The organism is Paraeggerthella hongkongensis (assembly GCF_003726035.1).
Classification (GTDB): Bacteria; Actinomycetota; Coriobacteriia; order Coriobacteriales; family Eggerthellaceae; genus Paraeggerthella; species Paraeggerthella hongkongensis.
Genome location: NZ_QICD01000006.1, coordinates 92,028 through 112,586, shown reverse-complemented (window position 1 = coordinate 112,586; position 20,559 = coordinate 92,028). Strand labels below are relative to the sequence as shown.

Here is a 20,559-nt window from a genome sequence, read left to right as displayed (position 1 = left end):
GGCGGGTGGCGCGTCGAGGCACAAGGCGCGGGTGGGTACCGGCGCCGTTGTCCAGGCGGCAGGGCGGGCGCAGGCAGAATGCGGGGACGGGAGGCGCAGAACGCGCAGGAAGCAGGAAACCGAACCGCCGACTTCAACGTCGGGCATCGTCAGCGTCGGGCATCGTCCGAAAGCAACTCATGATGCGAGCGCGAAACGCGCCACCGGGAGTGAAAAGGTCCAGGTCGCTGCATCTTTCGCTCGTGCCGTCCGGCCGTGATCGCCAAAGCGGCCACCGCTCCCTTGCCTCTCGCAATCTAAAAAAAGCGCCCCGCGTGTGCGGGGCGCTTTCGGCAAACCGTATGGTGAAACGGCTTAGGAAGCGAACAGCTCGATGGTGTCGCCTTCCTTCAGCGTGACCATGGCCTTCTTCCACGTGCGGGTCTTACCAAGCTGGTAACGCACGCGCTTCGGCTTCGACTTCACGTTCAGGGTGTTCACCTTGACCACCGTCACGTCGAAGATAGCCTCGATGGCCTGACGGATCTCGACCTTGTTGGAGTCCTTGGCCACCTCGAACGTGTAGGTGTTCTTCTCCATCTGGTCGTAGCTGTGCTCCGTGATAACGGGGCGGATGATAACCTCGCGGGGATCCTTCATTATGCAAGCACCTCCTCGATGCGCTTCAGAGCGGCAGCCGTGAACACGATCGCCTTGTTGTCGATGAGCTCGTACGTGTTAGCAGCGCCAACAGGCAGGATGTTCACCGTGGGGATGTTGCGGAACGACAGGTAGGCGTTCACGTCGTCATCGGAGATCACGATGGTCGTGCGACCCTCAAGACCGAAGGCCTTCAGGATGGCAACGGCGTCCTTGGTGCAGGGCTTCTCGAAGTTGAAGCCGTCGATCACGTGCAGCTCGCCGTCAGCCAGCTTGGCGGACAGCGCGGAGCGCATCGCCAGCTTGACCTCCTTGTTGTTCACGCGGAAGGCGTAGCTGCGGGGATGCGGACCGAACACGGTACCGCCGCCAGCCCACTGAGGAGCGCGGATGGTACCCTGACGGGCGCGACCGGTGCCCTTCTGGCGCCACGGCTTCTTGCCGCCGCCGCGAACCTCGCCGCGGGTCTTCGTGTCATGCGTACCCTGGCGCCAGGACGCACGCTGAGCGCGCACAACCTGGTGCATGACGGGCACGTTCGGCTCGATGCCGAACACGGAGGGGGCCAGGTCGGCAGAACCGGCCTTGTTTCCCTTCGCGTCTTTGATGTCGATAGTCGTCATGTTGTTCAAGCTCCTTATTTCAATTCGCGCTCTACGCCATGCGGACGCGAACGATGCCGTTCTTGCTGCCGGGGATGGCACCCTTCACGAGGATCAGGTTCTGCTCCTCGTCGATGCGCACCACTTCAAGGTTCCGCACGGTGACGGTGTCGACGCCCATGTGACCCGGGAGCTTGAGCCCCTTGAACACGCGGGACGGCGTAGCGCACTGGCCGACCGAACCCGGAGCGCGATGGAAGTGCGCACCATGGCCGCCCGGACCGCCGCGGAAGCCCCAGCGCTTCATGACGCCGGCGAAGCCCTTACCCTTGGACGTGCCCGTGACGTCGACCTTCTTCGTCTCGGCGAAGGCGGCAACCATCTGCTCGTCGCCCACCTTGTACTCGCCGGCGTTCTCGACGCGAACCTCGCGCAGGTAGCGCGTGGGCTCCGTGCCCTGCTTGGCGAAGTGGCCAGCCATGGGCTTGTTGACCTTCTTCTCCTTGATGGTGCCGAAGCCCAGCTGCACAGCCTCATAGCCGTCGCTGTCCTTCGTCTTCACCTGGCACACCTTGTTCGGCTCAGCCTGGATCACGGTTACGGGGATGACGCGGTCGTCCTCGCCGAAGATCTGGGTCATGCCGATTTTCTTACCATAGATGGCGTTGATCATATCGCACATCCCCCTTTACAGCTTGATCTCGATGTCGACGCCGGCGGGGAGATCGAGACGCATCAGGGAATCGACCGTGTTGGGGGTCGGCTCCAAGATATCGATCAGGCGCTTGTGCGTGCGCATCTCGAACTGCTCGCGCGAATCTTTGTCGACGTGCGGGCCCTTGACGACGCAGTACAGGTTGCGCTCCGTCGGCAGCGGAATGGGACCGGACACTTTGGCACCCGTCTTCTGCGCGGTATCGACGATGAGCTTCGTGGACTGATCCACGATCTCATGATCGTACCCCTTCAAGCGGATGCGAATCTTCTGATTAGCCACTTACTTTACCTCCGTTATGCTCGCGCGCACGCCCTAGGCGTTGCCGCCGGCCTTGCTGATAATTTCTTCCGCCACGTTCTTCGGCACCGGATCGTACGAATCGAACTGCATCGTGTACGAAGCGCGGCCCTGCGTCGCAGAACGCAGGTCGGTGGCGTAACCGAACATCTCGGACAGCGGAACCTTCGCCTTGATGGTCTTGGCGTTGCCACGGTCGCCCATGCCCTGGATCTGGCCACGACGGCTGGACAGGTTGCCCATAACGTCGCCCATGTACTCCTCGGGAGTCTCGACCTCGACGGCCATCATCGGCTCGAGGATGACCGAGCCGCCCTTGCGCAGCGCGTCCTTGATAGCCATGGAACCGGCAACCTTGAACGCAGCTTCGGAGGAGTCGACATCGTGGTAGGAACCGTCGACCAACTCGACGCGGATGTCCACAACGGGGTAGCCCGCCAGCACGCCGGAGTTCAGCGCTTCCTGGATGCCCTTGTCGATCGGAGCAATGTACTCCTTCGGCACGACGCCGCCCACGATCTTGTTCTCGAACTCGTAGCCCTTGCCGACCTCTTCCTGCGGGTACATGTTGATAACCGCATGGCCGTACTGGCCGCGACCGCCGGACTGGCGAACGAACTTGCCCTCGGCGCCCATGACCGGCTTGGTGGCCGTCTCACGGTAAGCAACCTGCGGCTTGCCGACGTTCGCCTCGACCTTGAACTCGCGCAGCAAGCGGTCGACGATGATCTCGAGGTGCAGCTCGCCCATGCCGGCGATGATGGTCTGGCCGGTTTCCTGGTTGGTGGACACGCGGAACGTCGGGTCCTCTTCAGCCAGCTTCTGCAGCGCGACGCCCATCTTGTCCTGCTCGGCCTTCGTCTTCGGCTCGACGGCGATGTCGATAACCGGCTCGGCGAATTCCATGGACTCGAGGATGACCGGAGCGCTGTCGTCGCACAGGGTGTCGCCCGTGGACGTAGCCTTCAGACCCACGACGGCAACGATGTCGCCTGCGCCGCAGGAGTCGATGTCAACACGCTGGTTGGAGTGCATCTGCAGCAGACGGCCGATACGCTCTTTCTTGTCCTTGGACGCGTTGATCACGTAGGAGCCGGAATCCAGCTTGCCCGAGTACACGCGCAGGTAGGTGAGCTTGCCCACGAACGGGTCCGTCATGATCTTGAAGGCCAGCGCGCTGAACGGCGCCTTCAGGTCGGCGGGACGCTCTTCCTCGGCACCCGTATCGGGGTTCGTGCCCTTGATGGCGGGGATGTCGAGCGGGCTCGGCAGGTAGTCCACCACGGCGTCGAGCAGTTCCTGAACGCCCTTGTTCTTGTAGGCGGAGCCCACGAACACGGGGTTCATCTGGCAGTTGATGACGCCCTTGCGGATGGCGGTCTTCAGTTCCTCGACCGTCACCTCTTCCTCCATGAGCACCTTTTCCATAAGAGCGTCGTCGCAGTCGGCAGCGGCCTCCATCAGCTCCTGACGGCGCAGCTCAGCCTCCTCGGCGAACTCGGCCGGAATGGCGTCCATGGGCTCGGGGTAGGTCATGCCCTTGTCGTCGGCCTTGAAGTCCCATGCGGTCATGGTGACCAGGTCGATGACGCCCCAGAAGTTGTCCTCGGCGCCCATGGGCATCTGAGCGGCGATAGCGGCAGCGCCCAGACGGTCCTTCATGGTCTCGATGGCATGGAAGAAGTCAGCGCCCACGCGGTCGTACTTGTTGATGAACGCGATGCGGGGCACGCCGTAACGCTCGGCCTGACGCCACACGGTCTCGGACTGCGGCTGCACGCCGGCAACGGCGTCGAACACCGCGACGGTGCCGTCGAGAACGCGCAGGGAGCGCTCGACCTCGGCGGTGAAGTCAACGTGGCCCGGGGTGTCGATGATCTGGAAGCGGTACTCAGCACCGTCCTTTTCCCAGAAGCAGGTGGTAGCGGCAGCGGTGATGGTCACGCCGCGCTCCTGCTCCTGCACCATCCAGTCCATCGTCGCGGCGCCGTCATGCACCTCGCCGATCTTGTGGGTCTTGCCGGTGTAGTACAGGATGCGCTCGGTCGTCGTCGTCTTGCCCGCGTCGATGTGGGCCATGATGCCGAAGTTGCGCGTTTGGTTCAGAGGGGATTTAGCCATGAGCGCGTGCCCCCTTAGAAGCGGTAGTGCGAGAACGCACGGTTGGACTCGGCCATCTTGTACAGATCCTCGCGCTTCTTCACCGACGCGCCGGTGTTCTCGGCGGCGTCCATGATCTCAGCGGCCAGGCGGGCCTTCATGGTGTGCTCCTTGCGCTTACGAGAGAAGTCGACGATCCAGCGGATCGCAAGCGTAGTGGCGCGGCGGGAGTTGACCTCCATCGGCACCTGGTAGGTAGCGCCACCGACACGCTTGGGCTTAACCTCGAGCGTGGGGCGGACGTTGTCCATAGCCTTCTTGAAGACGGCCAGCGGGTCGCCGCCGGTCTTCTCCTCGATGATGGCGAAAGCGCCGTAGACGATGCCTTCGGCGGTGGCCTTCTTGCCGTCAAGCAGGATCTTGTTGATCAACTGCGTGACAAGGCGGTTGTTGTACTGGGCGTCCGGCTGTACTTCACGGCGGACTGCTGCTGCACGACGCGGCATGTGTTCTCCTTCTTGTTCCTGCGCGCTTCGAGACGGTTTTCATCCCGTCCATTAGGCCCCCGTCGCCTCCCCCTTTGGGAAGCAGCGGTTTCGCGGCCCGCGCGACTTAATGGTTACTTACTTCGGGCGCTTGGCACCATAGCGGCTGCGAGCCTGCTTGCGGTTGTCCACCGCAGAGCAGTCGAGCGCTGCGCGGATGACCTTGTAGCGCACACCGGGGAGGTCCTTGACGCGACCGCCGCGGATGAGCACCATCGAGTGCTCCTGCAGGTTGTGGCCGATGCCCGGGATGTAGGCCGTAACCTCCATGCCGTTCACCAGGCGCACGCGGCAGACCTTGCGCAGAGCCGAGTTCGGCTTCTTCGGCGTGGTCGTGTACACACGGGTGCACACGCCGCGCTTCTGCGGGTTGCCCTTCAGAGCCGGCGTCTTCTTCTTGTCGACCGACTGCTTGCGGCCCTTGCGGACCAACTGGTTGATAGTAGGCAAAGCTTCTCTCCTTTTACCTCTTACTTGTCCGATTGCCTTTATACTGAAATAAGGAATCGCTTGTCGCATCGCCTTCCTGTGTGCTCAGCTGATTCACACAGGAAAACGTACGTCATTAAGACGCGAACGAGAACTCTACCACCCGCCATCAGGGTTGTCAAACGCCACGCATCCGGGAGTATCTATAGGTATTGACATACGTTTCCGCAGGTAAAACAAATATCGAGGGCAAACAAGCAACAAAATGTCCATTGTTTTCCGAAGAATCGCGATGAATTCTTGACAAGCAGGCGGACGCACCGAGCAAACGCACCTGTTTGTCGCCTCGAGCGGCGGCGACATAGAACCAGGCGCGCCGAACAGCGGCGCGAACGGGGGCGCCACCCCGCTTCCGCGCACAGATGCGATGCGCGTGGAAGCGCGACGCTCGAGCCATCGACCATGCGGCAGCAGCACTCGGTTCGGATCGCCGACCACGCGGCGGCGGCAGCAGCAGCAGCCCGAGCCGCCAAGCCCCGCCAGCGCCTACGAGCGGGCGGCCCGCCGCACGAGCTCTTCGGCCAGGCGCGCGGTGCCTTCCAGATCCTGCACGGTAATGAACTCGTCAACGGAATGGAAGTTCGTCATGCCGATGCCCAAGGTCACGGCACGTACGCCACGCGCAGACAGGATGTTCGCGTCCGCGCCGCCGCCCGAGTAGCGAAACGCCGGTTCAAGCCCTGCTGCACGAGCCGCCGCGGCAACGCCCTGCACCAGCGGATCGGACTCCTGGTACAGCACGGGGCCGTAATCCTCGCGCCAGCTCACGTCCACCGAACCCCCGAAACGCGCGGCAGCCTCCTCGAGCGCGACGGTCATGGCCTGGCGCTGCGCATCGGCCCGATCGCGGTACAGCGAACGGCACTCCCCCGCCAGCGTGCACGAGTCGGCCACCACGTTCACCTCGCGCCCGCCTTCGATGAGCCCGATATTCGCCGTGGTCGCATCGTCAAGGCGCCCCAGACGCATGGCCGAAACAGCCGCCGCAGCCATCTGGATAGCGGAAACGCCCGCTTCGGGCTCCACGCCGGCATGCGCCGCGCGGCCGGAGAACGTCGCGCGCAGCGTGTGGTGGCACGGGGCGCCCAGAATGACGGTGCCCGGAGCGCCGTCGGCATCGAACACGTAGCACGGGGCTCCCGCAGGCAGTTCGCCTTCGGACAGCGCGCCCGAACCAAGCAGGCTCAACTCCTCGCAGGTGGTAAGCAGCACCGTCACCGAAGGCATGTCCTCGTCTGCTTCGACAAGCGAACGCAACGCCTCGAAGATGCCCGCGACGCCCGCCTTGTCGTCGGCGGACAGAATGGTGTCTCCGGCAGACCGCACGACGCCGTCTTGGACCTCCGGGGAAATCCCCGCGCACGGCTGCACCGTATCCATGTGCGCGGAAAGCACGATCTGGCCCTTCGACCGCCCCTCGCGATAGGCGATGAGATTGCCCGTCTCCGAACCCGTTTCGCTTGCAGAATCGTCGAAGCGCACCTTGAATCCCAGGTCGAGAAGCTCTTGCTGACAGCGCTTCGCCATAAGGCCCTCTTTGCGCGAGGGACTTTCGATGCGGACGATCTCCAGGAACAGGTCGAGCAAACGGTTCGGATTCATGAGCTTTCCTTCGGGACGTGCGGACGGCTGCGTTTCGATTTGGCCGCAACGGAGGCGCCAGGGCGCCCAATCGCAGCGAACTTCATTATAATCATCGGGGTAACCCGATGCGCGAAAACCCGGCAACGGGAGCGCAACCGCCGCCCGAACAACAAGGAGGAGGCACCATGCTGCACGACCTTGTCAAAGCCTGCCGAAGCTACCGCCGATTCGACGAAGCTACTCGCATCGAGCGATCGACGCTCGTTTCCTGGATCGATGCCGTCCGCTTGGTAGCTTCAAGCGGAAACGCCCAGCCCCTGCGCTACGCTCTGGTAACCGACGAGCTCGCCTGCGAGAAAGTCTTCTCTTGCTGCGCATGGGCGAAGGCCCTCCCCGACTGGCCGGGGCCGGAACCGGGTGAAAGGCCGAGCGCCTACATTGTGATCCTAAGCGACTGCGACCGCACGCTCGCCGACGTATTCACCGCCTGGGACGAGGGCATCGCCGCGCAAACCATCATGCTGCAAGCCGTTGAAGCCGGCTACGGCGGCTGCATCCTGGGATCTTTCAAGCGACGTAGCCTGACGCAGGCGCTGGGAATCGACGAGGATCGCTTCAAGCCCGACCTGGTGCTTGCTCTGGGAAAGCCCGCCGAAAAGGTAGTCGTTTCCACCATTTCCGCCAATGGAGCGACGGAATACTGGCGCGACGAGGCGAGCGTCCATCACGTTCCGAAGCGCCCTCTTTCCGACGTGCTTCTATAAGGGTCGTCAACGCAAGCGGAGGTCGTCGCCCGCACGGAACGTAGACCTCGAGCCGCGCGGGCAGAGGTTACAGGACGAGCAGTTCCTCTTCCCGCGCGGCATCCAGCCGACGGTTGCGCACGTACACGATCCAGTTCACCCCAATGCACACGAGGTTGATAAAGTACACGGCCAGCACCCAGTTCACCGAGCCCGAAACGAACTTCGCGGCAATGCCCGCCAGGTAGCCGGCCGTAATCAACCCGATGAACTGCCAGCTTGTGCCTGCAGCGGTTTCCGACCTGAAGCTCTTGTACGCGTTGAGCGGCCACGACAACCCAAAGCATATGAGCATCGCGGCCTCCAGTATTTCCGCCATCCGCAGACCATCTCCTACGCGCGGCCTTTCCAGTCGCGCTCGCGCTTGCATTCCGACGGTAACGGTATACCCGCGCCCCTTCTGCGTCAAATATATTGATTATACTGAATTCATAATGCTGAACGTATGAATGAAGAGGAGAGCCCTCATGGAGCTACAGCAACTGCGCTACTTTCACGAAGTGGCGCGCAGCGAGCATATTACGAACAGCGCCAAGAAGCTCCATGTAGCACAGCCAGCGCTCACGCAGACCGTCCACCGGCTGGAACAGGAACTGGGCGTAAAGCTGCTCGAACGAGCAGGACGAGGCGTGCGCTTGACCGCGTGCGGACGCGCGCTCGACGAACGCATCAGGCCGGTGCTGGCTGCCCTCGACGCCATTCCCGACGAACTCGCCGAGGTGGCGGGTCGCGAGAACGCCACGGTGAGACTGTCGATCTTGTCGGCCTCGGGCTTGGTGGTAGACGCGATAGCAGCATGGCGATCCCAGCATCCCGACACGCGATTCGTAATCACCCAGCAAGAGGCGCAGGAGCATTGGGACATACGACTGAGTACCGAAGGAGTGAACCGACCGCACGGATCGACCTCCTTGCACGTGGAGCCGCCGCATCTGTACCGCGAGCGCATTGGGATAGCGGTTCCCATCGAGCGGGCGGGACAAGGACCCATCGACCTGGCCGATCTAGCCGAGGATCCTTTCATCTGCCTGGCGGGCAGCCGGGCGTTTCGGGAGGCATGCGACCGTCTATGCGCCGAAGCGGGATTCCGTCCCAGCGTGGCGTTCGAAAGCGACGGCCCGGAAGTGGTCAGGAACATGATCGGCCTGGGACTGGGCGTGGGGTTTTGGCCTGAGCGCAGCTGGGGAGCGCTCGGGGACGGCAGCGCGCGCCTGGAGCCGCTTTCCGACGATCGCTTCGTGCGCACCATCAAACTGGAGACGGCGCACCCCCTTCGAGAAGAAGCCGCGGCATTCCACGGCTTCTTGGCAACGTATTTCGATGAGCGTTGGCGAGAAGCTTCCCCGCTTGACGGCTAAGCGCCGAGGATCTTGGCGGCCACCTGCTTTTTGCGGCTGAGCACGCCGGGCATCCACGTGCCGCCTTCGCCCGTGCAGTTGATGCCGAACACGCGGTTCACGATGCGGCGGTTGCCTTCGCACATGAACTGGCTGCCCTCCGCCACGATGTCGGTGACCAACAGCAGCACGAACTCGTAGCCGTGATCGTCGCGCAGCTGGCGCATGTGATCGCGAATTTCCTGCTCGCGCTTCATAACGGCCGGCAGATCGACGGTCTCGTGCTGGGCGATGAGAACCGTGGCGTCGCCGATCTGGAACTCCTTGGCGTCAGCGCCCACCAGCTTGTCGACCGGCATGTCGTCCTCGCCGCCGCGGCACTTGAACACGGCCAGTCCGAACTCGGTCGGATCGACGCCCGCGATGTCGGCCAGGTACTTCACCTGCTCGCGATCCACGTCGGTGGTCGTAGGCGACTTGAGGATAACCGTGTCGGTCATGACGGCGGACAGCAGCACGCTTGCGATGGACGCGGGTATCTCCACGCCATGGCGACGGAATTCCAGGGTGACGATGGTAGCGGTCGATCCCACGGGCAGGTTGAGGAACTGGATGGGGTTGACCGTCATGACGTCGGCAATGCGATGGTGATCGATGATCTCCACCACGTCGGCCTCCTCGATGCCGTTCGCCGCCTGGCGCGTCTCGTTATGGTCCACGAGCACCACCTTGCGACGGGGACGCACGGCCACGTCGGAGCGCGTGACGATGCCGATGGCCACGTCGTTGTCGTCGAGCACGACGGCTTCGCGCAAAGCGCTGGACATGAGATCTTCGATGGCTTCCTTGAGAAGCCCCTCCTTGTCCAGAACCAGCACGTCGGTTTCGGTCATGTCGGCCACCTTTTGGCCGAGCGACGCGATAAGGTCGCCGGCGACGGCCATTTCGTTCGCACCGCCCTCCTCCAGGGCGTCGGTAGCGGCGATGTAGCGCTCGGCGATCATGCGCGTGGTGATGAGCCCTCGATAGGTGCCGTCGTCGTTGGTGACCACCAGCGCGCGCACGTTGTGCTGGCGCAGCAGGCGACCGGCCTCAAGCAAGGTTGCATCATAGCCGATGGAAATAGGGTTCGGCGTCATGACGTCGGCCACGCGCGCATGCACGTGGGCGACCACCTCGGGGGCCTGCAGGCCGCTGCGTTCCAGGATCCAAGCGCTCTCAGGCGGCATGGGGCCCAGACGAGCGGGGACGTACACGCGCTTCGGATCGGCATCGCCCGAAGCGCGCTTCTCCAGCTCGTTCTTGAGATACGCGTACCCGACGGCCGCGCTGATGGAATCGTTGTCAGGATTCTTATGGCCCACGACGATGATGGGTGCCGGCATTGTTCGCTCCTTTACCGCGAGGCCCTTCCGCGCGTGCGGGGCCTCTGTTCTCCGCCCAGTGATGTGCTCGGGATCAAAACGCCCGATTATGACCAGTTCAGTATAGCGTTGAAGCTTGAAGCGCAAGCCCCTACGGGCTTTTCGTCGTTAAAACTCACGAAAGTGCGGGTAAAACGATGCCCCATGCGCTACCATGGCGGCGACGAACGCAACGCGAAGGAGGACGAGCATGGCGACGCTCGGCTTAACCGACATCATCGGCCCCATCATGGTAGGACCCTCGAGCTCCCATACGGCGGGAGCTTTGCGCATCGCGTTCATGGCGCGCCGGCTCTGCCTTGCCGAACCGAGAAGCGTCGAGTTTCGTCTGCTGGGATCGTTCGCGCACACTCTGACCGGGCACGGCACCGACAAGGCGCTCGTGGCGGGCATGCTGGGCCTGGCAACCGACGACCTGCGCATACGCGATTCGTTCGAGCTGGCCGAACAGGCGGGACTCTCGTTTCGCTTCACGACCCTGCCCGACGCCGACGACTACGAGCACCCCAACACCATCGACATTCTCATACAGGACGCCGCCGGCAACAAGATGAGCGTGCGCGGCGAAAGCGTGGGCGGCGGGGCGGCGGTCATCCGTCGCATCGACGGCATCGACGTGTACGTGACCGGCGAAAGCACGAGCATCGTCGTGCGCCAACGCGACGTGGCCGGCGTGCTGGCGCATATCGCACAAAGCCTGAGCGAACGCGGCGTGAACATCGCCACCACGCGCATGTATCGCGAGCGGCGCGGAGACACGGCCTACACCGTTCTCGAAACCGACCAAGACGTGGACGTTGCGGCAAAAGCGGCCATAGAAAGCAACCCGGCCATCTACGATGTGCGCATCATTCCCGGCGACGCGGGCAGCGCGGCTCCATGTGCCGGCGCCGGCGACGAAGGATGCAGCGCGCAGCAGAGCGCTGAAGCGCTCGATCGCGCACTTCAGCGATTCGCGGATCTCAACTTCGCATCGGGCTCGGATCTGCTTACCTGGTGCGAAACGAACGGCGCATCGCTTTCGGAAGCCTTTTTGGCTCGCGAGGCAGCTCTAGCAGCCAGCTTAGGGCAGGCCGATACATCAAAATGCTATCTTGACCTGGCTCTTTCCGTTATGAAGCGCGCCGCAACGCAGCCCGTTCGCGAAACGTTGCCCTCGATGGGAGGCCTCCTTGGCGGCGAGGCGCGCAAGCTGACCGATCTGCGCGCCCGCGGCGAAGCGCTCTGCGACGACCAGCTTTCCGCCGCCATGACCTACGCTATGGCCGTGCTGGAAACGAACGCGTCCATGGGCCGCATCGTAGCCGCCCCCACGGCGGGATCGGCGGGCGTGCTGCCCGGCGTGCTGCTTGCCCTGCAGGATTCCAGAGGCCTCGCCGATGAAGACCTGGCGCGCGGCATAGCGACCGCGGCAGCCATCGGATACCTGATCACGCGCAACGCAACGGTGTCGGGCGCAGAGGGAGGCTGTCAGGCGGAAATCGGGTCGGCGGCGGCAATGGCGGCCGCAGCTGCAGTGGAGCTTGCCGGAGGCACGCCCGCCCAATGCCTGGACGCAGCGGGCAACGCGCTCACGAACATGATGGGGCTTGTGTGTGATCCGGTTGCGGGCCTGGTGGAAGTGCCCTGCCAGAAGCGCAACGCATCCGGCGCCGCAACGGCGCTCGTCAGCGCGCAGATCGCGCTGGCCGGCATTGGAAACCTGGTCGATTTCGACCAAACCGTGGCCGTCATGGACAAAGTGGGCCGCTCCCTGCCCTTCGAACTGCGAGAGAGCGCTCTTGGCGGCATAGCCGCGGCGCCGGCCGCTTGTGCCTGGTGCGCACAGTGCGGAGCCTGACGACGCTCCAGCGCAAAGGCGAACGGCACTAAACGAAGGGGCGGGGCCGCAGTTCACGCCGGCCCCGCCCCTTTATCTCGTTCGCGTCGTCGAACCCTAGCCCATTGCGAGGTCGGGGAACGCTTTCAGATCGATGGATTGAATGGCGATGCACGCCGGACCGCCCTGCGTGATGAATGCCGGGCCCAAATCGTAGACGCCGAAACGGCAACCGGAGAACGCGGCCTTCAAGCGATCCATGGCCCAACCAGCACCTTCGGGATTGTCCGCATGGCTCACGCTGATGAAATGACCTTCGCCGACGCCGCGCTTCTCAAGCTCGGAGACTACCGCCTCAACGCCCTTCTTGAAGCTGCGGGCAATAGCCAAGCGCTCCAGGCGGGTGCCATCATCGGTTTGGCACATGACCGGAGCCGCTTTCACCAGATGCGCGAACTTCGCAGCCAGCGGCGTCAAGCGACCCCCACGACGCAGGTACTCGAAATCCTCCGGCAAAAGAAACGAGTGGGCGCTCGCGATCATGGGGCGCAGGCGCTCGATCACGTCAGCTGCATGCTCGCACCGCTTCGCCAGCTCTACGGCAGCCAGCGCCAACGCACGATGGGGCGCGCACAGCGTTGCCGAATTCACCACGTGCACGCGCTCGGGATGCGGAGCCTGCTTCGCCAATCCATGCGCCACGCCGTACGCGCCGGACAAACCGTCAGCCATGGTGATGTGCAGCACCTCTTCTTCGGTGTCGTAGGCTTCGAGCGTCAAATGCGGCGGAGGACAGGAGCTTTGCGGCATCGCGCCGGCACGCACGCGCGCGAGGAAGTCCTCCGTTGTGATCTCCTCGTATTCAAGCCACGTTTCGTTGTCGATAGTCACCGCAAGCGGCAGAATCTTCATACCGCGCGCTGCACCCTGTTCGATAGAGTACATGACGGAGGAATCGGCTACGATCCTCATGGGGGTCCCCTTCTCTCGTATATCAACCCTGCCTGCACTGAGGAATTCACTTAGCGCTACAGGAGTATTTTCATAATGACGGGCAAGGAAACCGATGGCAAGTAAAAATGTGAATTATGCACAGCTACACCGAAACTCGCACATCAGGCGGACCATGCGCACACGCTTAACGCACAGCGCCCGCCGCGTTGCTCGGCGGGCGCTGCATGCGCACGTTCTTGTTGGGAGACTGCGCGCTATCCGTTCAATTTGACGATAGGCGCGTAGTCCTTCAGGAGCTTCTTCGTCTGGCCCGTTTTGGCGAACTTGATGTAGAGCGTGTCGCCGTCCACCTTCGTCACCTTGCCGCGCCCGAACGTCTTGTGATCCACGGCATCGCCGGTCGCAAACGTCATTTTGGCCGCAGGCTTCTTCTCGGCGCCGGGACGCACGTACGAGGAAGCCACGCGACTCGCGCGCGCATCCGAACGGCCCGCCGAGCCCGATGCGCTCGAGCGCCCGAACACGCGACCGCCGCCCGCCTCGGTTCCCGACCCGGCAATGCCCTTGCGGCTGCCGCGCTTCTCCCAGCCCGTGCCGCTGAAGCCGGCCGAGCCCACGCCCGTGGTCTGACGCAGCTCCATAGGGATCTCCTGGATGAAGCGCGAAACGGGGTTCGACGAGGTCTGGCCGAAGATCTGACGCGCGTAGGCGCAGGTGAGGAACAGCTTCTTACGCGCGCGCGTGATGGCAACGTAGGCAAGGCGGCGCTCCTCTTCGATGCCGGCGGCATCGTTCACGCTGTTCATGTGCGGGAACAGCGTTTCTTCCATGCCCGCCACGAACACGCAATCGAACTCCAGGCCCTTCGACGAGTGCACCGTCATGAGCGTGACCGCCATGCCGTCTTCGGCCACGGTGTCCAAATCCGTGCGCAGGCGCACCCATTCGATGAAATCGGCCAGCGAGTCGCCGCGCAGCACGCGCACGGGAGCCGCCCCCGCGTCCTCGCCGGCGACAGGGGCAGCGTACTCGGCGTCCTCTTCGTCGTGCGTGTCCACGAACTCGTCCACAACGCCCAAGAATTCCTTGATGTTCTCGATGCGGCCGATAGCCTCGTCGGTGCCTTCGGCCTGAAGCGCGGCGATGAGACCGCTCTTGTCGATGACGGCCTCGATGACCTTGCGCAGGTCGCCGCCGTACGATTGCGCCTCCTTGATAAGGCCCACGAACCCGCCGATGGCCTGGCGCGTGGCCGCGCGCAGCTCCGGATCCACGATGGCCAGCTCGGCCGCCTCCATGAACGTCATGTCCATCTCGCGCGCGAACTGCTCGATGCGCTCGATGCTGGCCTTGCCCACGCCGCGGCGCGGCACGTTGACCACGCGCTTGGCCGCGATGTCGTCGGCCGGGTTCACGATGAGCGTGAGGTAGGCCATGACGTCGCGGATCTCGGCGCGATCGAAGAAGCGCGTGCCGCCGACGATGCGGTACGGCACGCCGGCGCGCAGCAGCATGTCTTCCAACATACGGGACTGGGCGTTGGTGCGGTAGAACACGGCCATCTGGTTGTACGTCAAGCCGCGTGCGCGCTGCTTCTCGATTTCGCCGGCCACCCAGCGGCCCTCGTCGCGCTCGTCGGACGCCATGTACACCTGGATCTTGTCGCCCTCTTCGGCATCCGTGAACAGCTTCTTCGCCTTGCGGTGCTGGTTGTTGGCGATAACGGCGTTCGCAGCCGCCAAAACGTTGCCGACGCTGCGGTAGTTCTGCTCCAGCTTCACCGTGTGCGCGTTCGGGTAATCCTGCTCGAACTCGAGGATGTTGCGGATGTCGGCGCCGCGCCAGCTGTAAATGGACTGGTCGTCGTCGCCTACCACCATGATGTTCTTGTGCTTCGCGGCCAAAAGCCCCGTGATGGCGTACTGGGCGTGGTTGGTGTCCTGATACTCGTCCACCATGATGTAACGGAATCGGTCCTGGTAGGCGTCCAGCACGTCCGCATGGTTCTTCAGCAACAGAAACGCGTACAGCAGCAAATCGTCGAAGTCGAACGCGTTCGCGGCCTTGAGGCGCTCCTGCAGCTTCGCGTAGACGCGCGCCGCCGCCTTCCCCACCGGGTCGCTGGCCTGCTTCTCGAACTCGGCGGGCACCACCAATTCGTTTTTAGCCGTGGAGATGCGGTTCATGAGCGCGTTGATCGGGAAGCGCTTCGGATCGATGTCGAGCTCGGCCATGATCTCTTTGTACAGGCGCTTCTGATCGTCCACGTCGTAGATGGTGAAGTTCTTGGTGAAGCCCAGCTTTTCCGCGTCCGCGCGCAGGATGCGCACGCACATGCTGTGGAACGTCGCCACCCACATGCCGCGGCTGCGCGGGCCCACCAGGCCGGTCAGGCGTTCGCGCATCTCGGCGGCCGCCTTGTTCGTGAACGTGATGGCCAGGATCTCCCACGGGGCAACGCCCAGGTTTTCGATCAGGTTCGCGATGCGGTACGTCAGCACGCGCGTCTTGCCGGACCCGGCGCCGGCCAGCACCAGAAGCGGCCCGTCGGTGGTCACGACCGCTTCGCGCTGCGGTCCGTTCAGGGTTTCGATATCGATTGGCATGTGAGCAGTCTCCTTGGCATGGAGGTGAAATGAGCCTTCGTATTCTACCCCTTTTCCCCAAGGCGCCCAAGCAAACGCGCGCAATCTGCGTAAGGAGGACGATGAGACGAAGGGACGGGGTCAATGTCTCATTTTCGCCTCACTAGGCGAGCGCCCCCGCAAGCTCGTCGGATCCGCCGCCGCGCGAATCCGTGCGATCGGCTCCCAGCGAGTCGCCCCACATGGACAGTTCGGCGCCATGTTCGACCAGGTTGGAGCACTCGTTGCCCGCGCGCTCAAGGCACAGCAGCAGCTGGTTGTACACCGCCTTGTTCTCAGGGGCGCACTGCTGGCTGCTGACCCGACGGAAGTGGTCCTTGCGCGCCTTGCTCTGACGTTTGATGATCTGGCGGCGGCGCTCGTCGAGCACGCGCTCGGACGCAGCATCCTGATCGCTCAAGAACTGCAGGACCGCGCCGTACATCTCCGCCACCATGGCCGCGCTCTCGCTCAGCTCCTGGCGCGCTTCGTCCGAGAACGGCTTCTTGGACGACAAGCGCTCCCCGTAAAGCGCCGACACCTCCCCGCAACGCGACCCGATGCGGCCCACCGCGTCCACGATGAACATGAGGTCGGAAATCTCGGCCGCCTGCTTTTCGCTGGTCGCGCCAGCCGACAAAAGCTCTACCGCGTAATTTGCAAGCTGCGCTTCAGCCGCCTCCACCGTAGCGCAATCCGCCTTGAGAGCCTTGAACGCAGCGGCATCCCTGCTGGCGATGGCCTCGGGCAGAACCGCCAGCATGTCGCGCACCTTGTCGCAGTACTTCTGCAGCTCCTCGCCGAACATCCTGATGGCGAACACCGGCTGACCCACGATCTTGTCATCCAGGTACACCAGATCGCCCTGGTCCTGCGCGCCGCCCTTTCCGGGCACCAAGAACGTGACGATCTTCACCATCACCCCGATGAACGGCAGCCACAACAACGTGCAGACGACGTTGAACGTGGTATGCGCGTTCGCGATCTGGCGCGCGATGACGTCCAGCTCGGGGCCGGGAGTGAGAAACTGCACGAACTGCGCGATCACGGGAACGAACCAGATGAACACCAGCGCGCCCGAAATGTTGAACACGCTATGCGCCACCGCCGTGCGCTTCGCATCGCGCGATTGCCCGATGCAGGCAAGAAGCGCGGTGATGGTGGTGCCGATGTTGTCCCCCAGCAGGATGGGGATGGAGCCCGCAAGGCCCAGCACGCTGGTCACGCCGTCGGGGCCGGGCTGCGAGGCGAAGCTCTGCAGCACGGCGATGGTGGCGCTGGAGCTTTGCACCACAAGCGTCATCACCGTGCCCACCACCACGCCGAGCGCGGGAACGTCCTTCACCTGATCGATCATGGTCAAGAACACGTCGCTTTGCGCAAGCGGCTTCATGACGGCGCCCATGGTGTCGATGCCCACGAACAGCAAGCCGAACGCGAACACGGTCTGGCCGATGTTCTTGATGCGCTCGTCTTTGGCGATGAACCACACGATGAAGCCCACGAACACGATGAGCCAAATATAGTCGCTCAGCTTGAAGGCCATGAGCTGCGCGGTCATCGTGGTGCCGATGTTGGCGCCGAAGATGACGGCGATGGCCTGGCGCATGGTCATGAGGCGGGCGCTCACGAATCCGATGGCCATGACCGTGGTGGCGCTGGAGCTTTGCAGCACGGCGGTGGCCACGGCGCCGGCCAACACGCCGAGCACGGGATTCGAGGTGAGCAGGGAAAGAATGGACTTCATTTTGGCGCCTGCGGCTTTTTGCAGGCCCTCGGACATCATGTTCATGCCGAACAGGAACACGGCCAGTCCGCCCAGCAGGCCGAACACGGTTTCCATCGGAGCGTTCACGCGGGACTCCCCTTCGCATCATCGGTTACAAGCGTCAATGCACGCGAAGCGAAAGGATACCGGGCAGACGGTAAGGCCATTGTCAAGAGAGTGTAAAGTTCAGGTAAAGTTTTTACAATTGGGCGAGTGAGGGGATCGACGCCATGTTGCGAGGGGCATGGCGCAGCGAGCGAGAGGCGCGCCGAAGGCGGGTCGGCGGCGGGACGGGTCGGCGGCGGGCGCCTTGCCTGGGCGCACGGTTTTGCCTCCGATGTTACGCTCAAACGCACGTCGAGGCCCGCCCGGCGACGACGAGCATTTGCGACCAGGCAAAACGCAGGGCCATATTGAAGCCGGCTTCTCGGTTTGCTCCCCGTGCGCAACATTGAGGGCAAAACTGTGCACGAAGGGGGGAGTAACGTACCCACTCGACCCCCTGCCCATTCGCCCGAACAGCGCGGAAGCGAGCGGCCCCCTTCGGCGGAAAAGATTGGGCCCTTCGGCTGATGCGCCAAAGGGCCCGGATCCAGCATCGAAACGCTTTGCCGTTTTCTGACGGCGAAGCGCTACACGATCTTCTTCCCGAACACGGCCGCGATCTCGCGCAGTTCGGCGATAAGGTCTCTGAACTGGGACGGGGTCAGCTGCTGCGGGCCGTCGGACAGAGCCGCCGGCGGATTGGGGTGCACCTCGATCATGATGGAGTCGCAGCCCACGGCCACGGCGGCCTTCGCCAGCGGCGGCACCAGGTCGCGCACGCCCGCCGGATGCGAAACGTCCACGCACACCGGATACAGGCTCTGCTTGTGCACGACCGGCACGGCCGAGATGTCCAGCGTGAAGCGCGTGGCCGTTTCGAACGTGCGCAGGCCGCGCTCGCACAGCACCACGTTGTCGTTGCCTTCCATGGTGATGTAGTCGGTTGCCGACAGCCACTCGGAAATGGTGCCCGCGAAGCCGCGCTTGAACAGCACCATCTTGTGGGAGTCCTTCGTCACCTGGCCGATGTTCTTCAGCAGGCTGAAGTTCTGGAAGTTGCGCGCGCCCACCTGCAGGCCGTCCACGTAGGAGTGGACCATCTCGCAGTGCGCGGAGTCCATGACCTCGGTCAGGGTTTTCAGACCGTACTTTTGCCCGGCATCCTGCATGATCTTGAGGGCTTCCTCGCCCAGGCCCTGAAACGAATGCGGGTTCGTGCGCGGCTTGAACGCGCCGCCGCGAATCCAGGTAAGTCCCAGGTCGGCGATGCATTCGGCCACTTCTTCGAACTGCTCTTTGCTCTCGACGGAGCACGGTCCGGCGAAGATGGTGATCTCGTCGGATCGAGTGCCGTAATCCGGCAGTTTGGTTGCTATCTGTTCGCTCATACCGACGGGGTCTCCTTCATCACCTTAAGAATGCTGGCATAGATCTCACGCAGGTTCTCGTTGTACAGGGGACCCTCGTTATAGCTGTTCAGTTTCGCGAAGATCTCCTCTTCGCGCCGCGGATCGTACAGGCCCAGATGAGCACCGGGCTTGAGACCGCGAATGACCAGCGAATGACCGGCGCGCTTGTTGAGCAGCGCGACGATCTGACGATCAATCTCGTCGATCTTGGCACGATGTTCTTGGATCTCCGCGAAGGAGCTGTTCTCTTCAGACATCGGCTTTCCTCTCATGACTCTTGCGTGGTAACGAGCATGGCCCTTGGCGCCCGGCGGGCGGCCGGCCCTCGTGTGGTTCAGTATGATAGCAAAAGCGGCGGGCCAGAACGGCCCGCCGCAGCAATATTTACTAGGAAGTTCCTAGGTGAATGGGCGTCACAGCCGACGGGCGTCGCTTTACGGCAGCATGCCCATGGACTCGAAGGCGAAGTAGCCCAGCACCAGCACGCCCACGATGATGCGATACCAACCGAACGCCGTGAAGTCGTTCTTCTTGATATAGCCCATGAGGAACTTGATGGAAACGACCGACATCGCGAACGCGGACACGATGCCCACGACCAGGACCACGATCTCCATCTGCGTCATGGCCAAGCCGGCCACGAAGAACTTGAGGGCTTTCACCAGGCCCCATCCGAACATGATGGGAATGGCCAGGAAGAACGTGAACTCGGCAGCCGCGGTGCGCGAGCAGCCCGACAGCATGCCGCCGATGATGGTGGCGCCGGAGCGGCTGGTGCCCGGGATGATGGCCAGAACCTGGAAGCAGCCGATCTTGAGCGCGGTCTTCCAATCGATGTCGTCGACGTTGGTGATCTTGAACACGGACGCCTCGGCCTCTTCGGCGAGGTCGGCCTGCGAAGCGCGCGCATGGCGGCCGCGCGGCGCCTCCAGCGCGGCTTCGGCCTCGCGCAAGCGGCGGCGGTTGCGGCGCTCGAGCACGATGAACACGATGCCGTACAGGATGAGCATGGCGGCGACGGTCACTTTGTTGTAGAAGTGCTCGTTCACCCAGTCGTCGAACAGGATGCCGATGATGGCCGCGGGAATGCAGCCGATGGCGACCATGCCCCACAGGCGCCACGTGCTTTTCTTCTCGACCGAAGTTTTCTTCGGCGAGAAGGGATTCAGCTTGTGGAAGTACAGGATGAGCACCGCCAGGATGGCGCCCAGCTGGATGACCACCAGAAACAGCGCCAGGAACGCATCGGACACTTGCAGCTTCACGAATTCGTCCACCAGGATCATGTGGCCGGTAGACGAGATGGGCAGCCATTCGGTGATGCCCTCGACAATGCCGATGAGCAGGGATTTCAATGCTTCGATGATCATGCGTGCAGTACCTCTGATTGCTTTCGGGTCGA

At 63.2% G+C, this 20,559-nt stretch carries 19 protein-coding genes; 3 read left to right on the top strand and 16 right to left on the bottom strand.

Annotated features, from left to right (window positions below):
* Window positions 1-354: 354 nt before the first annotated feature.
* The 8 genes from rplW to DMP08_RS05090 form a co-directional block, all read right to left on the bottom strand.
* Window positions 355-639, bottom strand: a complete 285-nt coding sequence (gene rplW, locus DMP08_RS05125; RefSeq protein ID WP_114567128.1) for a 50S ribosomal protein L23 — start codon at window positions 637-639, stop codon at window positions 355-357.
* Window positions 639-1,262 carry a 50S ribosomal protein L4 gene (rplD, locus tag DMP08_RS05120; RefSeq protein WP_123191880.1) on the bottom strand — a complete coding sequence of 208 codons (624 nt, stop codon included), beginning with the start codon at window positions 1,260-1,262 and terminating at the stop codon, window positions 639-641. The genes rplW and rplD overlap by 1 nt, the downstream gene beginning before the upstream one ends.
* A 31-nt stretch (window positions 1,263-1,293) precedes the next feature.
* Entirely contained in the window at window positions 1,294-1,914 is a 621-nt protein-coding gene (gene rplC, locus DMP08_RS05115) for a 50S ribosomal protein L3 (protein ID WP_123191879.1), read from the bottom strand.
* A gap of 15 nt (window positions 1,915-1,929) precedes the next feature.
* Window positions 1,930-2,238 carry a 30S ribosomal protein S10 gene (gene rpsJ / locus DMP08_RS05110; RefSeq protein ID WP_009304899.1) on the bottom strand — a complete coding sequence of 103 codons (309 nt, stop codon included), beginning with the start codon at window positions 2,236-2,238 and terminating at the stop codon, window positions 1,930-1,932.
* A 33-nt stretch (window positions 2,239-2,271) separates the two neighbouring features.
* Entirely contained in the window at window positions 2,272-4,377 is a 2,106-nt protein-coding gene (gene fusA, locus DMP08_RS05105; RefSeq protein WP_123191878.1) for an elongation factor G, read from the bottom strand.
* 14 nt (window positions 4,378-4,391) lie between these two features.
* Entirely contained in the window at window positions 4,392-4,862 is a 471-nt protein-coding gene (gene rpsG, locus DMP08_RS05100; protein WP_114567124.1) for a 30S ribosomal protein S7, read from the bottom strand.
* A gap of 117 nt (window positions 4,863-4,979) precedes the next feature.
* Window positions 4,980-5,351 (bottom strand): 30S ribosomal protein S12, encoded by a 372-nt coding sequence (gene rpsL / locus DMP08_RS05095; RefSeq protein WP_114567123.1) that lies wholly within the window; start codon window positions 5,349-5,351, stop codon window positions 4,980-4,982.
* 525 nt (window positions 5,352-5,876) lie between these two features.
* Complete coding sequence (locus DMP08_RS05090; protein ID WP_123191877.1) at window positions 5,877-6,992, bottom strand: M20/M25/M40 family metallo-hydrolase; 1,116 nt, start codon at window positions 6,990-6,992, stop codon at window positions 5,877-5,879.
* A 167-nt stretch (window positions 6,993-7,159) separates the two neighbouring features.
* On the opposite strand from DMP08_RS05090, the gene DMP08_RS05085 reads away from it, so the two are divergent.
* A complete protein-coding gene (locus tag DMP08_RS05085; RefSeq protein WP_244596811.1) occupies window positions 7,160-7,738 on the top strand; it encodes a nitroreductase family protein in 579 nt (192 codons plus the stop codon).
* Between the two features lie 67 nt (window positions 7,739-7,805).
* Here the strand turns inward: DMP08_RS05085 and DMP08_RS05080 are convergent, their stop codons facing one another.
* Window positions 7,806-8,096 carry a hypothetical protein gene (locus DMP08_RS05080; RefSeq protein ID WP_123191876.1) on the bottom strand — a complete coding sequence of 97 codons (291 nt, stop codon included), beginning with the start codon at window positions 8,094-8,096 and terminating at the stop codon, window positions 7,806-7,808.
* A 148-nt stretch (window positions 8,097-8,244) separates the two neighbouring features.
* Here DMP08_RS05080 and DMP08_RS05075 point away from each other — a divergent pair, with 148 nt between their 5' ends.
* A complete protein-coding gene (locus DMP08_RS05075; RefSeq protein ID WP_123191875.1) occupies window positions 8,245-9,135 on the top strand; it encodes a LysR family transcriptional regulator in 891 nt (296 codons plus the stop codon).
* Here the strand turns inward: DMP08_RS05075 and DMP08_RS05070 are convergent.
* Window positions 9,132-10,499, bottom strand: a complete 1,368-nt coding sequence (locus DMP08_RS05070; protein WP_114568004.1) for a putative manganese-dependent inorganic diphosphatase — start codon at window positions 10,497-10,499, stop codon at window positions 9,132-9,134. The two genes, DMP08_RS05075 and DMP08_RS05070, sit on opposite strands and share 4 nt — an antisense overlap.
* A gap of 229 nt (window positions 10,500-10,728) precedes the next feature.
* Here DMP08_RS05070 and sdaAA point away from each other — a divergent pair, with 229 nt between their 5' ends.
* Window positions 10,729-12,378: an L-serine ammonia-lyase, iron-sulfur-dependent, subunit alpha gene (gene sdaAA / locus DMP08_RS05065; RefSeq protein WP_123191874.1), complete on the top strand. Its 1,650-nt coding sequence runs from the start codon at window positions 10,729-10,731 to the stop codon at window positions 12,376-12,378.
* Window positions 12,379-12,474: 96 nt separating this feature from the next.
* On the opposite strand, the gene DMP08_RS05060 is transcribed toward sdaAA, so the two are convergent.
* The 6 genes from DMP08_RS05060 to DMP08_RS05035 form a co-directional block, all read right to left on the bottom strand.
* Window positions 12,475-13,329 (bottom strand): DegV family protein, encoded by an 855-nt coding sequence (locus DMP08_RS05060; RefSeq protein ID WP_123191873.1) that lies wholly within the window; start codon window positions 13,327-13,329, stop codon window positions 12,475-12,477.
* A 236-nt stretch (window positions 13,330-13,565) separates the two neighbouring features.
* A complete protein-coding gene (locus tag DMP08_RS05055; RefSeq protein WP_123191872.1) occupies window positions 13,566-15,917 on the bottom strand; it encodes an ATP-dependent helicase in 2,352 nt (783 codons plus the stop codon).
* Window positions 15,918-16,059: 142 nt separating this feature from the next.
* Window positions 16,060-17,790: a Na/Pi cotransporter family protein gene (locus DMP08_RS05050; RefSeq protein ID WP_123191871.1), complete on the bottom strand. Its 1,731-nt coding sequence runs from the start codon at window positions 17,788-17,790 to the stop codon at window positions 16,060-16,062.
* 545 nt (window positions 17,791-18,335) lie between these two features.
* Window positions 18,336-19,136 (bottom strand): 3-deoxy-7-phosphoheptulonate synthase, encoded by an 801-nt coding sequence (gene aroF / locus DMP08_RS05045; protein WP_123191870.1) that lies wholly within the window; start codon window positions 19,134-19,136, stop codon window positions 18,336-18,338.
* Window positions 19,133-19,414: a chorismate mutase gene (locus DMP08_RS05040; RefSeq protein WP_114568017.1), complete on the bottom strand. Its 282-nt coding sequence runs from the start codon at window positions 19,412-19,414 to the stop codon at window positions 19,133-19,135. Before DMP08_RS05040 ends, aroF begins: the two co-directional genes overlap by 4 nt.
* Before the next feature lie 177 nt (window positions 19,415-19,591).
* The gene (locus DMP08_RS05035; protein WP_123191869.1) at window positions 19,592-20,527 is read right to left on the bottom strand and encodes an undecaprenyl-diphosphate phosphatase; all 936 of its coding nucleotides are present in this window, start codon (window positions 20,525-20,527) and stop codon (window positions 19,592-19,594) included.
* Window positions 20,528-20,559 lie beyond the last annotated feature (32 nt).